We start from the raw sequence: 13802 nt of genomic DNA, 5'->3' as shown, positions 1-13802 counted from the left end.
AGCTACCCACACTGTGCCCGGTGCAGCAGCTTATGATCCGCCAGCACCAGCGCCATCATCGCCTCCACCACGGGTGTGCCGCGAATGCCGACGCAGGGGTCGTGGCGGCCTTTGGTGCGCACTTCGGCGGCGTTGCCGTCGCGGTCTACGGTTTCGACCGGGGTCAGGATCGAACTTGTCGGCTTGAACGCCACGCGCACCACCACCGGCTGGCCGGTTGAGATGCCGCCAGCAATCCCGCCTGCATGATTGGCGGCAAACTCTGGCACATCCTCGCCGGGCCGCATCGGGTCGGCGTTCTGCTCGCCGGTCAGCCGCGCCGCGCCAAAGCCGTCGCCGATCTCCACGCCTTTGACCGCATTGATGCCCATCATGGCCGCCGCCAGATCGGCGTCCAGCTTGGCATAGACCGGCGCGCCCCAGCCTGCCGGAACGCCGGTGGCCACGCATTCCACCACTGCGCCGAGCGAGGAACCGGCCTTGCGCGCATCATCCACCAGCGCCGCCCACCGCTTGGCCGCTGCCGCGTCGGGGCACCAAAAGGGGTTGCCCGCAATCTCTGCCGCGTCGAAATTTGCCGCGTCCGCCGCATCGCCGCCGATCTCCGCGACATAGGCGATGATCTGCACTTCGGGCAGCACCAGCCGCGCCACCGCGCCCGCCGCCACCCGCGCCGCCGTCTCGCGCGCCGATGACCGCCCACCGCCGCGATAATCGCGAAAACCGTATTTCGCGTCATAGGAATAATCGGCGTGACCGGGGCGATAGGTTTTGGCGATCTCGGAATAATCCTTTGACCGCTGATCGGTGTTCTCGATCATCAGGCTGATCGGCGTGCCAGTGGTCTGCTGTTGTCCATCTGGACCTTCGAACACGCCCGACAGGATACGGACAAGATCCGCCTCCTTGCGCTGCGTAGTGAATTTGCTTTGCCCCGGTTTGCGCGCGTCGAGGAATGGCTGGATCGCCCCCTCGTCCAGCAGCAGCCCCGGCGGGCACCCGTCGACCACCGCGCCCAGCGCGGGTCCGTGGCTTTCGCCCCATGTGGTGAAGCGCAAAACGCGTCCGAATGTGTTCCAGCTCATGCGCGGCGATTGTAAGCCTGCGCCGCAACTTGTCGAGCGGCACAGGGCAAAGATTTCCTACACTCCTGCGAGCTGACACAGTGTGCGGATGACCTTGCCGAGCATCCTTCCCGAGCCATTTGCGCCGCCGCCGCAACAGCCGAATTTTTATCCTCCAGGACTGTGTAACACCCGGTCCATGTCTCGGCATTACATCGGCCTGCGGAACGCCGCAGGATGGGTCTGGCCAAAGGGGCGCTGATGGTTCAGGAACAAAGCATGATTGCAGGACGCGACACATGATTGCCAAGCTCAAGGGATTGCTCGACGATACCGGCGCGGACTGGGCGGTGATCGACGTGGGCGGCGTGGGCTATCTGGTCCACTGCTCCTCGCGCACGCTGGCATCGCTGGGCGAGCCGGGGGAGGGGTGCACGGTCTATACCGACCTTCAGGTGAGCGAAAACGATATGCGGCTGCTCGGCTTTGCCGACGCGGCGGAGCGGGACTGGTTCCGGCTGCTGACACAGGTGCAGGGCGTGGGCAGCAAGGTGGCGCTGGCGATCCTGTCGGCGCTGACCACTGGCGAGGTGCAGCAGGCCTGCGCTCAGGGTGACGCCGCCATGGTGGCGCGCGCCAACGGGGTGGGGCCGAAACTGGCCGGGCGGATCGTCAACGAGCTGAAAGACAAGGCAGGCGCACTGCCAGCCGGTCCGGGCGGCGCGGCAATGGCGGCGATCCCGGCTGGCGGGGCAAGCGCCGATGCGGTCAGCGCGCTGGAGAACCTCGGCTTCAAACCCGCCGTCGCCGCCCGCGCCGTGGCACTGGCACAAGGCGAGCTGGGCGAAGGTGCGGGCGAGGGCGAATTGATCCGGGTGGCATTGAAAAGGGCTTCGGGGTGAAAAACATGAAAATTTATGCAGCAATGGCCTCGGCGGCACTGATCCTTGCTCCCCCCGCCTCGGCGCAGGATATGAGTGTGTTCAGGACCGGGCCGGTGTTCACCGATTTCGGCCCGCACGCCCCGGTGGAGGGGATTGGCGAAGTGCCCGCCGATACTGAATTCTCAGTCGCCTTCGACGTTGCCGAGGGGGCGGAAGACGGCAAGCGCAACCGCGCCATCGAAAGCGCCGCGCGGTTCATCAATATGCATGTTGCCCACGGCGTGCCTGAGGAAAACCTGCGCATCGAGGTGGTGGTGCATGGCAAGGCCGTGCTCGACCTGCTCGGGCCGGAAGGCTGGGCGGCGCATGGCAAGGAAGGCGACAATCCCAGCGCCGCCATGATCCGCCAGATGCTCGACCACGGGGTGCGCTTCATCGTCTGCGGCCAAAGCTCCGCCGCGCAGGGCGTCAGCGAAGCCGAACTGATCGCCGGCACCGAAACCGCACTCTCCGCCATGACCGCCTTCGCCCTGCTCCAGCAGCGCGGCTATACGGTGAACCCGTTTTGAGCGGGGCAACCACCTTTTCCACCCGTCATCCTGAACTTGTTTCAGGATCCATTGGGCGCAGTGCGCGGAGGCATCGGGTCAAGTCCCAAACCAACAGCAAGATCACGCCATTCGGGATTTTCGGCGTTGATCAAATTGATTTTCCATTGCCGTCGCCAGTTCTTGAGCTGCTTTTCGCGCAGGATCGCAGGCTCCATTTCGCCGAACATCTCGAAATGGACGAGACGATGGACTGCGTAGCGGCTGGTGAAACCGCCCGTGATGCCTTCACGGTGCTGGACCATGCGGGCCAGCAAGTCGCTGGTGACGCAGATGTAGAGCGTGCCGTAATGTCCGCTCGCCAGAATATAGACGCAGGGTTGGCGCTCTTGCCGCATGCTCCGCCCGTAGCCGGGCAATGGTTGCTGAAACAAGTTCAGCATGACGGCAGGGGTGGAGAATGACCGAGCCCGCCCCCCTCCACACACCCGACCGCCAGCCGGAAGACCCCGACGCGGCGCTGCGGCCGAAATCGCTGGGCGAATTTGTCGGGCAGGCGGCGGCGAAGGACAATCTTGCGGTGTTCATCGCGGCGGCGAAATCGCGCGGCGAGGCGATGGATCATGTGTTGTTCTTTGGCCCGCCCGGCCTGGGCAAGACCACGCTGGCGCAGATCGTCGCCAAGGAGCTGGGCGTCGGCTTTCGCGCCACCAGCGGCCCGGTGATCGGCAAAGCGGGCGATCTGGCGGCCCTGCTGACCAATCTGGAACCGCATGATGTGCTGTTTATCGACGAGATTCACCGGCTCAATCCGGTGGTCGAGGAAGTGCTCTATCCCGCGATGGAGGACCGCGCGCTCGATCTGATCATTGGCGAGGGGCCATCGGCCCGTTCGGTGCGGATCGATCTGCCGCCGTTCACACTGGTGGGGGCGACCACGCGGCAGGGGCTGCTGACCACGCCGCTGCGCGACCGTTTCGGCATTCCCGTGCGGCTCAATTTCTACACCGAGGACGAGCTGCTGCGCGTGGTGACCCGCGGGGCGCAGCTGCTGGGCATGGCGATCGAGGAAGGCGGCGCGCGCGAGATTGCTCGCCGTAGCCGCGGCACGCCGCGCGTGGCCGGGCGGCTGATGCGCCGCGTCCGCGATTTCGCCCATGTCGCGGGCGATGGGAAGGTAACCGCGCAGGTTGCGGACGAATCGCTGACCCGGCTGGAGGTCGATACGCTGGGGCTGGACGCGATGGACCGCCGCTATCTCACCATGATCGCCACCACCTATAAGGGCGGCCCCGTAGGCGTTGAGACGCTCGCAGCGGGTCTGTCAGAGCCGCGCGATACGGTTGAAGAGGTGATCGAACCCTATCTGATCCAGCTGGGCCTGATCGCCCGAACCGCGCGGGGACGCTGCCTGAACGAAGGGGGCTGGGCGCATCTGGGCCTGACGCCGCCGTCGGCGCCGCCGCCCGTAACGCCGCAGTCCGGCTTGTTTGACGAAGAGGGTTGATGCGCCGTTAGGGTTTGCCGCCAATGTGGTCCCAAGGCGGGACAGCATCGCCGCAAGCCTCGCTTTTCCGGTAAAAATTTACATTCTTGCCGCAAGGTGCGATTGGTAAACACATGCGAGCACCCGAAGCACAGGGGATTCGCTCTGTTCATTCGGATCGCAGCCGGGCGTTATGTCAGGCGGGAAGCAGCGGAAAGTTCTTACGATGTCGGTTAAATCAGCTCTTGCGAAATTGTCGGCCACCGCGGCAGGTGGCGCGTTGCTGGCGGGCGGCGCGGTGCATGTCGCCGAAAAGCCGATCACCGATTCGCCCAGCTACAAGACCAAGCAGATCAAACAGGTGAAGCAGGTCAAGGCCGTGCCGCGGGCAATCCCGCGCCGTCCGGTCCGCCAGGCGCGCAGCATTCCGCGCCGCCCGGTTGAATGCGTCCCGGCAACATCGCCGCAGGCCGCTTACCAGCCGAACAATGTCTGCCCGCAGGCCTATCAGGCCGCGCTGGCCCCCGTGCCGGTTCCCCCGCTTCCAGCAGCTGCGCCCGTATCGGGCGGCGGCGGCGTGCGCTCTATTCCCGGTGGCGGATACGGCGGCGGTTATGGCGGCGGCGGTGGTTTCGGCGGCGGCTTCTTCGGCGGCTTCTTCAGCGGTTCAAGCGGTGGCGGCGGCCGTGTGGTCGTCAATTCGACCACCACCACTGGCGGCGAATTGCCCGATATCGACATCGATGTCAGCACCTCGACCTCGACCGGAGGCAGTTCGACCTCAACCTCGACCGGTGGTAGCTCGACCAGCACATCGACCGGCGGGATTAGCTCGACCACCAGCACGGGTGAAGTGACCACTTCCAGCTCGACCAGCACGGGCGCGGTATCGACCTCAAGCTCGACATCGAGCAGCACCGGCGCGGTTTCGACCTCCACTGGCGCAGTGTCCACTTCAACCGGATCGGTATCCACGTCCACCGGTTCGGTATCGACTTCAACCGGTGCGGTTTCGAGCACGACGACCAGCTCAAGCTCGGGCGATGTGTCCAGCTCGTCCTCGGGCGATGTCTCAAGCAGCACCTCGACCTCGGGCGACGTCTCAAGCAGCACATCAACCTCGGGCGACGTATCGACCAGCACTTCGACATCGGGCGATATCACATCGAGCACCAGCTCTTCGAGCAGCACCTCGACGTCCTCCAGCTCCTCCTCCTCGTCCAGCAGCTCGACCTCGGGCGATGTCAGCACCACCAGCGGCACCGATGTGCCCGCCCCGCCGATGATGGCGCTGTTCGGCTTTGCCGCCGCAGCGATCCTTGGACGGCGCAAGTTCCGCATCAAGCGCAAAGCCTGATCCTCCAATCAGGCACACCGCGCTAAAAGGGCGGCCCCCGCAGTGGGAGCCGCCCTTTGTTGCGTCTAGCGTAACCTTGTCCCGCGCAGCCGGGGCGCGACCCCACCACCCTCAGGCGGCGAGGTTGCGCAGCACGTATTGGAGGATGCCGCCATTGCGGTAATATTCCATCTCGTTGGCAGTATCGATCCGGCACAGCGCGGTGAAGCTGAATGTCGAGCCATCTTCGCGCGTCACGGCCACTTCGACATCCTGACCCGGGGTCAGCGTGGCCAGCCCCAGTATCGAGAAGCTATCCGTGGCGGTCAGGCCCAGGCTGGCGCGGGTGTCGCTACCGCGGAATTGCAGCGGCAACACGCCCATGCCGACCAGATTGGAACGGTGGATCCGCTCGAAGCTTTCGACGATGACTGCGCGCACACCCAGCAGGATCGTGCCCTTCGCGGCCCAGTCGCGGCTCGATCCGGTGCCATATTCCTTGCCGCCGACAACCACCAGCGGAGTGCCGTTTTCCTTGTGCTTCATGGCGGCGTCGTAAATCGCCATCTGCTCGCCATTGTAGGTGGTGAAGCCGCCTTCGACGCCGGGGACCATTTCGTTCTTGATGCGGATATTGGCAAAGGTACCGCGCATCATCACCTCGTGATTGCCGCGGCGGCTGCCATAGGAATTGAAGTCCGCCTTCGCGACCTGATTTTCCATCAGATATTTGCCAGCGGGGCTGTCTTCCTTGATCGAACCAGCGGGGCTGATGTGATCGGTGGTGACAGAATCGCCCAGAATCGCCAGCGGCTTGGCATCATTGATGTCGGTGATCGGCGCGGGCGTCATGCCCATGCCTTCGAAATAGGGCGGGTTGGCGACATAGGTCGATCCGGGACGCCACTGATAGGTGTCCGAAGCCTCGACGGTGATGGCCTGCCAATGCTCGTCACCGGCATAGACATTGGCATAGCGGGTTTCGAACATCTGGCGGTCGATTGCGCCCGACCGCACCCGGGTGATTTCTTCATTGCTGGGCCAGATATCGGCCAGCATCACATCATTGCCCTGCTGATCCTGCCCGATCGGGGTGGTGGTGATGTTTTCGGTCACTGTGCCCTTCAGTGCATAAGCGACGACCAGCGGCGGGCTGGCGAGGAAGTTGGCGCGCACATCGGGGCTGACGCGGCCTTCGAAATTGCGATTGCCTGACAGCACGCTGGCGGCGACGATGTCATTGCCATTGATCGCCTTGCTGATCGGTTCGGCCAACGGGCCGGAATTGCCGATGCAGGTGGTGCAGCCATAACCGACCAGATCGAAACCCAGATCGTTGAGGTGGGTCTGCAATCCGGCCTTGTTCAGATAGTCAGTGACCACCTGTGATCCGGGGGCAAGGCTGGTCTTGACCCACGGCTTGGGCCTCAAGCCCAGCGCATTGGCCTTCTGCGCGACCAGACCGGCGGCCACCATCACATCGGGGTTCGATGTGTTGGTGCAGCTGGTAATCGCGGCGATGACCACATCGCCATCACCGATATCGTGATCCTTGCCATCCACGGCCACGCGGAGCGGCGCATCCTTCTTGTACATGGTCTTGAGGTCCGCATGGAACAGCTCGTCCACTTCGGGCAGCGCAACGCGGTCCTGCGGGCGCTTGGGCCCGGCGAGGCTGGCGACAACCGTGCCGACATCCAGTTCCAGTGTCTTGGTGAAGACCGGCTCTGCGTCCGGTTCGAACCACATGTCCTGTTCTTTCGCATAGGCTTCGACCAGCGCGATGGCGTGCTCGTCACGCCCGGTGAGGCGCATATAGTCGATGGTTTTTTCGTCGATGCCGAAGATGCCGCAGGTCGCGCCATATTCGGGGGCCATATTGGCGATGGTCGCCCGGTCGGCCAGGCTGAGCGTTGACACGCCGGGGCCGTAAAATTCAACAAAGCTGCCCACCACGCCGACTTCGCGCAGCATTTCCACGCAGGTCAGCACCAGATCGGTGGCGGTGATGCCTTCGGACATCGCGCCGGTCAGCTTGAAGCCAACGACCTGCGGGATCAGCATCGATACCGGCTGGCCCAGCATCGCGGCCTCGGCCTCAATCCCGCCGACGCCCCAGCCCAGCACGCCCAGACCGTTGATCATGGTGGTGTGGCTGTCTGTACCGACACAGGTGTCGGGATAGGCGACCATGGCGCCATCGGCATCTTCGCTGGCCCACACGCCGCGGGCGATATGCTCCAGATTGACCTGATGGCAGATGCCGGTGCCGGGAGGCACGGCGGAGAAATTCTGGAAGCTTTTGGAGCCCCATTTCAGGAAGTCATAGCGTTCCGCATTGCGGGCATATTCAAACTCGACATTGTGTTCGAACGCCTTGGGATGGCCGAATTCATCGACCATCACCGAATGGTCGATCACCAGATTGACCGGGACCTGCGGATTGATTTTGCCGGTATCGCCGCCCAGACCCGCAATCGCATCGCGCATCGCGGCAAGGTCGACCACGCAGGGCACCCCGGTGAAATCCTGCAACAACACGCGCGCGGGGCGGTACTGGATTTCCTGTCCGGTGGCGGGGTTCTTCTGCCAGTCGGCCACGGCGCGGATGTGTTCTTCACCCACGGTAAAGCCGCCATCTTCGAACCGCAGCATGTTTTCCAGCAGGACCTTGAGGCTGAATGGCAGTTTCGACACGTCGCCGATTTTCGCAGCCGCCTTGGCGAAGGAATAGTATGCGTAATCCTTACCTCCGACCGTGAGCGTTGAGCGGGTTGAGAGCGTGTCCTTGCCGACCTGGGTCATGCGTGTGCCATTCCTTATCTAGCGTGAAACCGACCCCGGCGCGGGCGCGCGGGGACAGGTATTATTTGCCGCGCACCTGCGCCGAATGCGCCCAAAAATCAAGGGCCACAGCCGCTTTTGGGGTGCTGCGGGAACCGACGAGTCGTGCGCAGCGTTGATAGGGCGAAAACAAGGCGCGCGCATGGCGCGGCCGATCTCAGGGACGCAACCATGAACTCGCTTTTGGAAAACAACACCGGCAAGCATCAGAAAGTGCGGATGGCCGTGATCGCCGCCTCGCTGGCGGTTATCGGCTGCTTCACAGCCGCGCTGACGCTGGTCGAAGAACCTGTGCAGGCGGCTCCGGTCAAAACCGCAGCGGCGCGCTAAACCCGCAAATCCCTCCACTTCAGAGCGCGGTCATTTCTGGCCGCTTTTTGCGTGTTGCGATCCAGCATCCGCATACGATCATCAGCGCGCCGACCAGCAGTGACGGCGTCAGCGCCTCGTCAAAGAACAGCCAGCCCAGCAGCGCCGCCCACAGGAATCCGCTGTATTCGATTGGCACCAGCACCTGTGCCTCTGCGCGCGCATAGGCCCATGACAGGCACAGCAGCGCCCCCACCGCCAGCACTGCAGCCGCGCCAATGGGCAGCCACAGAGACGGTTCTGGCCATTGCAGCAGGAAGGGTGCGGCGGGGAGCAATACCAGCGCGATAATGCCGTGCTGGATCGTGCTGATTTCCTCGGGGCTTGCCACCAGCGCCAGGCGGCGTTGCAGCACCAGATTATACGCGTAGAGACAGGCCGACACCAGAATTGCTGCGACGCCCCATTGCGCCTCGTCGCTCATCGTTTCGCGCCCGATCTTGCCGCCGATGATCACCACCACGCCCGCCAGCCCCAGCAGCGCCGCGACAATCGCGCGCGGTTCGATCCGCTCGCCCAGCAGGATTGCGGCCAGTCCCAGCGCGATCAGCGGGGCGATGAAGGAAATGGCGATAGCCTCGGCCAGAGGCAGGCGGATCAGCGCGAAGAAAAAACTCCACCCCATGAACGCCACCACCACGCCGCGCAGGATATGGATGCGCATTACCGACGGTTGCGGCCAGCGCCCGCCGCGCCGCCACCATACCGGCCCGATCAGCGCGGTGCCCAGAATACAGCGGAGCAGGAAGGCGCTGTAAGCCCCGATCCCCAACGCTGCGATCTTCATCGCCGCATCCATGCCCGAAAACAGCGCTATCCCCGCCAGCGCGGCAAAGATCGGACGGATGGGGGCAGTCGCGGCGCTCACATTTCCCGGCATAGGATCACGGCGGCGGTGCGTCATCCACAATTGCCGGTGATTTTAGCGGGGCGCAATTCAGGCTGACGAAAGCCGGGATATTGGATGATCGCTGTGCATTGACGTATAGAACTGCCGCAAGCCTTCCGTTTCGGAAGGCGGCATAACGGGTGGGCATGATGACCAGGTCTTATTTATCTCTGACAACCGCGCTGGGTACGGCGCTTTTGGCGAGTGCCGCGCTGGCGCAGGACGCGCCTGAGGACTTGCTGCCGCCCGAGGCAGAGACGGTTTCCGAACCGCTCCCCGATTACACCGCCACCCCTGCGCCGAAACCTGCAACGCAGCAGCCCAGCGTCGACGAGGCGTTTGGTGATATCGCCGTGCAATCGGGCGAAGTTGTGCAGGAAATTCCCAGTCTGATGGGCGAATGGTCGCCTGCTCAGGCCGAAGCGCTGCTGGCGTTTATTCCGACAGTATCTGCCGAAGGGCTTAATCCTGCGGATTACACCCCCGGCGAATTGCGCGCCGCCATTGATGCGGGCGCAGGTGATGCGCTGAACGATCTGGCCAGCCGCGTGTTTGTGTGGCTGGTGGAGGATCTGCGCGATGGCCGCACACCGATGGAAGCACGCAAGCAATGGTTTGTGGTCGATCCCGATCCCGACCGGATGCCAACGCACCGCCTGCTCGAAAGCGCGCTGGAAAGTGATGACATTGCAGGGACGCTGACCGCGCTCAATCCTGTGCATCCCGACTACGCCCTGCTGAAACAGGAGCTGGCGAGCACCAAGGACGGCGCGAAGAGCAAGCTGATCCGTGCCAATATGGACCGTTGGCGGTGGCTGGCGCATGATCTGGGCAAGAAATATTTGCTCACCAATGTGCCCGAATACCAGCTGCGGCTGACGGTGAATGACAAGATCATCAAGAACTACCGCGTGGTGGTGGGCAAGCCGGGCCGCACTGCGACCCCGCAGCTGTCCGAAATTGTCGAAGCGGTGATTTTTAACCCGACCTGGACTGTGCCGCAATCAATCGTGAAGGGCGAGGGTCTGGGCAATAAGGTTCTCAGCAATCCCGCCTGGGCGCGCCGGGCCGGTTATAAGGCGACCAAGGGCGCCAATGGATGGGTCAGCGTGGTTCAGCAGCCGGGGCCAAGCAATTCGCTGGGCCTGATGAAGCTTGATATGCCCAATGAACACGCAATCTTCCTGCACGACACACCCTCGCGGCATCTGTTTGCGCAGGACAATCGCGCGCTGTCACATGGCTGTATCCGCGTGCAGGGCGCGCGCGAGCTGGCAATGACGATGGCGATGCTGGGCAATGCCAGCAGCCGTGAGGATATTCCTGCAATCCAGGCCGAAGTGGCGGAGATTACGGCGGGCCGCACGTACACGCGTTATCCCATGCTCAAGCAGTGGCCGGTATACATCACCTATTTCACCATGGCGCAGGATGTGAATGGCGAGCTACGCAGCTTTGCCGACATCTATGGCCGCGATGCCCCGGTGCTGGCCGCACTGGACGCCCCGCGCCAGCGTGACCGCGCCCGCGAAACCAGCGAGGAAGCCGTCGAGATCATCGACGATATGCAGACTTGATTTGATTTTGGTATCGCCCCGGAGCTTGTGCTTCGGGGCTGCCAGACCGGATTAGTAAACGCCCGGATTGGTCCGTTCGAATGTGCCGCCATATTCGTTTCGCAGCAATTCGGTTTGCGGCATCGGCGGGGATATCGTGCTGCCGTCATCGGCCAGCCCAAGGCTGTCGCAATATAGCAGCCGTCCGCCCGACAGATCGATCAGCGCACGGTCGAATTGCTCCGGCCCCATTGCAAAACAGCCGTTTGAGCGGCCCAGTCGGCCCCAGCGTTCGACATGTTCGGGCGTGGCGTAATTCGCCTTGTGCATGACAATCGCGCGCGGCAGTGCGGCGGAATTGGTCGGGTCGAGCCCGTCCAGCCGGATCGAGGTGCCATAGCGGCCGCTGTACCAGCTGCGCGTCATATAGGCGCCGCGGCTGCTGGCTTCGGACCCTTCGATATTGGAATAGCGGTTGAGCCAGCCGTCATGTTCGGGATCGGAGCCGGTGCCGTGGCTGACGTGGTAATTTTCCACCCGGTTGTTGACGACATCAACGAAGTAAAAGCGCCGCTGCGCCGAATGCACGCCGAAATCGGCAATGGCCACGATATCCTGCCGCCAGACGCGCGATCCCACGCGCGCCAATTGCTCGCGCGCAATGGTGAGCAGCTTGGTGTCGCGCACTGAAGTCGGATTGACCTGCGCAAACAGGCGGGTGGGCAGCGCGGTGAACGCTCCGGCAGCAAGTGTGCCCTTGATCAGATCGCGGCGGTTCATAATTTCACTATAGTAGCACAGGGCTATCGCGCAGGTGAACGACTATTGCGCGACCTGCGCAAAGCTTTGCAATTCGGTGAAAATCGCGTCCTCGCTGCGGCTGGCGGCATTGCGCCAGCTGGTGGCGGTGTCGGGATTCAGCAGCGTGCCATCAGGTGCGACCACCAGCAGGTTCGGCGTGCCGGGCAATTCTTCAAGGCCATAGCGGCGCGCGATCTCAAGATTGTGGCCATCGCCGGTTTGGGGCATCCCGATATTGACGAACACCAGATCGAAATTCTGCTCCACCAAAGCAGCAAAGCGCGGGGTTTCCAGCCAGCCCGCAAGCGCGCGGCTGTCATGGCACCAATTGCCCCCCATCACGATCAGCACATTGCGGCCGCTCTGCGCCGCGCGCGCCAAAGCGGCATCTACATCGGCGCTGGCATCGCTCGCGGCATCATAGCTGCGCGCCTCCGGATGCGCGGGGGCGGCGGTTTGCGCCACGCGCTGATCAGCTGCTGCACATCCGCCTAGTAATGAGGTGGCAACAACAAGCGCCGCGGGCAGGGTAAGATGACGCATGATCATGCCGCGTCGTGCTCTATCTTCCCGGCAGCGGCGAGCCGTTGCAGGCTGGGAAACGCCTCCATCGCGGCTTTCTGGAACTTGCCCATGATCGCCAGCTTGGGGCTTTTCTCCTGCACCAGCCGTGCCACAGTCGGCCCCGAGGGATCGAGCCGCGCCGTGGCCAGCCAGCCCCTGATCTTGTCATTCTGCGCCCACGCCATGCGGTTCATCAGATTGGTCAGCAATGCCACCGGATAGGTGTTGGGCGTGTCGGTCAGCGGCCCCGGAATACCCAGCGCATTTCTAGTCGCGTCATCATCGAAATTGACCTCCAGAAACGCGGTCAATGCGGCGCTGAAAGTGACCAGCGGAACGTGCAGCGCCTGCAAAATGATGGTGTCCCCGTCAAACTGCGGCTTCAGCGCATTATAGGCGTGGAAGTCGACCGCAGTGGCGGTGCAATCGATATACAGTGCGCCGCCCGGCACCGCAGTCTCACCACCCGCAAACAGCATCTTGCCCGGCTCGATCGACTGCACGCGGCCCTGGCGCACGACGTTGGTGATCTGCCGCAGTAAGGCAATCTCGCCTTCGGAAATGGTCGCGTAGTGGAACATCTCCGGCTTGGTTTCCGGGTCGATGCGCAGCATGTGGCCGTCGACCTCCAGCGCCGCAAACATCGCGTGGCCATCTTCGGCATCCCTGGCAGCGTCCAATTGCGCGATCTGGCTGGTGACTACATCCTCGAAGAAATCGGAACCCGGCTGGGTATAGCGGCGGTTGATCAGCCACGAATCGCGCGGGCGGACCCAGATGATTTTGTCGGGGTGGACGCCCGCTTCGAGCAGCCACACGCCGGTATCCATCGCGGTCTTGCCGGCGCCCAGGATCACGAAGGTGGTGGGGATGTCGCCGCCCTCCATCCACAAATCGGGCAGCTTGCCCGGAATGGTGATGCGAACATTGTCAGCGACCGAGAACTTGCGCTTGTGCGTGGCCGGGACCGAGGTTTTGTAATTGGTCGCATCGACCAGCTTGCGGCGCACTTTTACCTGTGTCTCGTCGCCTGAGAACACCGAGGCAAAGGTGTGACCGCCGTCCTCCGCGCCGCCCTTGTATTCGGACAACGGAAAATAGCGCACCCGCCCGCTGGGCAGGAAATGCCGGTTCATCACCTGCTCGAAATAGGCGGAGACTTCGGTGCCGCTGGCCAGCGGATACAGCCCGGAGTTGGGACCATGATCGTCGATCCGGTCTTCGCCAAGCTCACGCGAATTGACGCCGTAAAAGGCAGATGGCTGGTGCAGCGCGACGAAGGAATAGGCGTCATTCCAGTGCCCGCCGGGTTTGGCGTGCTTGTCCACCATAGTGATGTGGCAATCGGGGTCCTCGGCCAGCAGCGTATCGGCAAAGGCCATCCCCACCGCACCCGCGCCGATGATCAGATAATCTGTCTCGAAATCGGCCACGCGCAGGTCTCCAGCAAGGTTTCGGCAG

Annotated in this window: 13 protein-coding genes; 5 read left to right on the top strand and 8 right to left on the bottom strand. The window is 63.2% G+C overall.

Annotated elements, in window-relative coordinates; genetic code table 11:
* Positions 1–2: 2 nt before the first annotated feature.
* A complete protein-coding gene (aroC, locus tag FEV51_RS12230; protein WP_138619342.1) occupies positions 3–1085 on the bottom strand; it encodes a chorismate synthase in 1083 nt (360 codons plus the stop codon).
* A gap of 278 nt (positions 1086–1363) precedes the next feature.
* Here aroC and ruvA point away from each other — a divergent pair, with 278 nt between their 5' ends.
* Together ruvA and FEV51_RS12220 are read left to right on the top strand one after the other, a co-directional pair.
* Entirely contained in the window at positions 1364–1966 is a 603-nt protein-coding gene (ruvA, locus tag FEV51_RS12225; protein ID WP_138619340.1) for a Holliday junction branch migration protein RuvA, read from the top strand.
* A 5-nt stretch (positions 1967–1971) separates the two neighbouring features.
* On the top strand, positions 1972–2517 hold the full coding sequence (locus FEV51_RS12220) for a DsrE family protein (protein ID WP_138619338.1): 546 nt from the start codon (positions 1972–1974) through the stop codon (positions 2515–2517).
* Positions 2518–2558: 41 nt separating this feature from the next.
* On the opposite strand, the gene FEV51_RS12215 is transcribed toward FEV51_RS12220, so the two are convergent.
* Positions 2559–2894, bottom strand: coding sequence for a GIY-YIG nuclease family protein (locus tag FEV51_RS12215; RefSeq protein WP_138619336.1), 336 nt, complete (start codon positions 2892–2894; stop codon positions 2559–2561).
* 62 nt (positions 2895–2956) lie between these two features.
* Between FEV51_RS12215 and ruvB the strand changes: the two genes are divergently transcribed.
* Positions 2957–4003, top strand: coding sequence for a Holliday junction branch migration DNA helicase RuvB (ruvB, locus tag FEV51_RS12210; protein ID WP_138619334.1), 1047 nt, complete (start codon positions 2957–2959; stop codon positions 4001–4003).
* 591 nt (positions 4004–4594) lie between these two features.
* On the opposite strand, the gene FEV51_RS12205 is transcribed toward ruvB, so the two are convergent.
* Both FEV51_RS12205 and acnA read right to left on the bottom strand, forming a co-directional pair.
* Positions 4595–5323 (bottom strand): hypothetical protein, encoded by a 729-nt coding sequence (locus FEV51_RS12205; RefSeq protein WP_222927462.1) that lies wholly within the window; start codon positions 5321–5323, stop codon positions 4595–4597.
* 127 nt (positions 5324–5450) lie between these two features.
* Positions 5451–8123 carry an aconitate hydratase AcnA gene (gene acnA, locus FEV51_RS12195; protein WP_138619328.1) on the bottom strand — a complete coding sequence of 891 codons (2673 nt, stop codon included), beginning with the start codon at positions 8121–8123 and terminating at the stop codon, positions 5451–5453.
* Positions 8124–8333: 210 nt separating this feature from the next.
* On the opposite strand from acnA, the gene FEV51_RS13195 reads away from it, so the two are divergent.
* Positions 8334–8492, top strand: a complete 159-nt coding sequence (locus FEV51_RS13195) for a hypothetical protein (protein WP_171033131.1) — start codon at positions 8334–8336, stop codon at positions 8490–8492.
* Between the two features lie 19 nt (positions 8493–8511).
* Here FEV51_RS13195 and FEV51_RS12190 read toward each other — a convergent pair whose 3' ends face one another.
* A complete protein-coding gene (locus FEV51_RS12190; protein WP_246034560.1) occupies positions 8512–9399 on the bottom strand; it encodes a DMT family transporter in 888 nt (295 codons plus the stop codon).
* A gap of 170 nt (positions 9400–9569) precedes the next feature.
* Here FEV51_RS12190 and FEV51_RS12185 point away from each other — a divergent pair, with 170 nt between their 5' ends.
* A complete protein-coding gene (locus FEV51_RS12185) occupies positions 9570–10997 on the top strand; it encodes a L,D-transpeptidase family protein (protein WP_138619404.1) in 1428 nt (475 codons plus the stop codon).
* 51 nt (positions 10998–11048) lie between these two features.
* On the opposite strand, the gene FEV51_RS12180 is transcribed toward FEV51_RS12185, so the two are convergent.
* From FEV51_RS12180 to FEV51_RS12170, 3 genes are read right to left on the bottom strand one after another with little or no spacing between them, the layout of a single operon-like run.
* Positions 11049–11756 (bottom strand): murein L,D-transpeptidase catalytic domain-containing protein, encoded by a 708-nt coding sequence (locus tag FEV51_RS12180; protein ID WP_138619326.1) that lies wholly within the window; start codon positions 11754–11756, stop codon positions 11049–11051.
* 42 nt (positions 11757–11798) lie between these two features.
* Positions 11799–12320: a thioredoxin family protein gene (locus FEV51_RS12175; RefSeq protein WP_138619324.1), complete on the bottom strand. Its 522-nt coding sequence runs from the start codon at positions 12318–12320 to the stop codon at positions 11799–11801.
* A 2-nt stretch (positions 12321–12322) separates the two neighbouring features.
* Complete coding sequence (locus tag FEV51_RS12170) at positions 12323–13774, bottom strand: NAD(P)-binding protein (RefSeq protein ID WP_138619322.1); 1452 nt, start codon at positions 13772–13774, stop codon at positions 12323–12325.
* Between the last annotated feature and the right edge of the window lie 28 nt (positions 13775–13802).

This window comes from Qipengyuania marisflavi (assembly GCF_005884405.1).
In the GTDB taxonomy this organism is placed as follows: domain Bacteria; phylum Pseudomonadota; class Alphaproteobacteria; order Sphingomonadales; family Sphingomonadaceae; genus Qipengyuania; species Qipengyuania marisflavi.
Note: the sequence above shows the minus strand (reverse complement) of the source record. Positions and strands in the feature narration are given on the sequence as shown.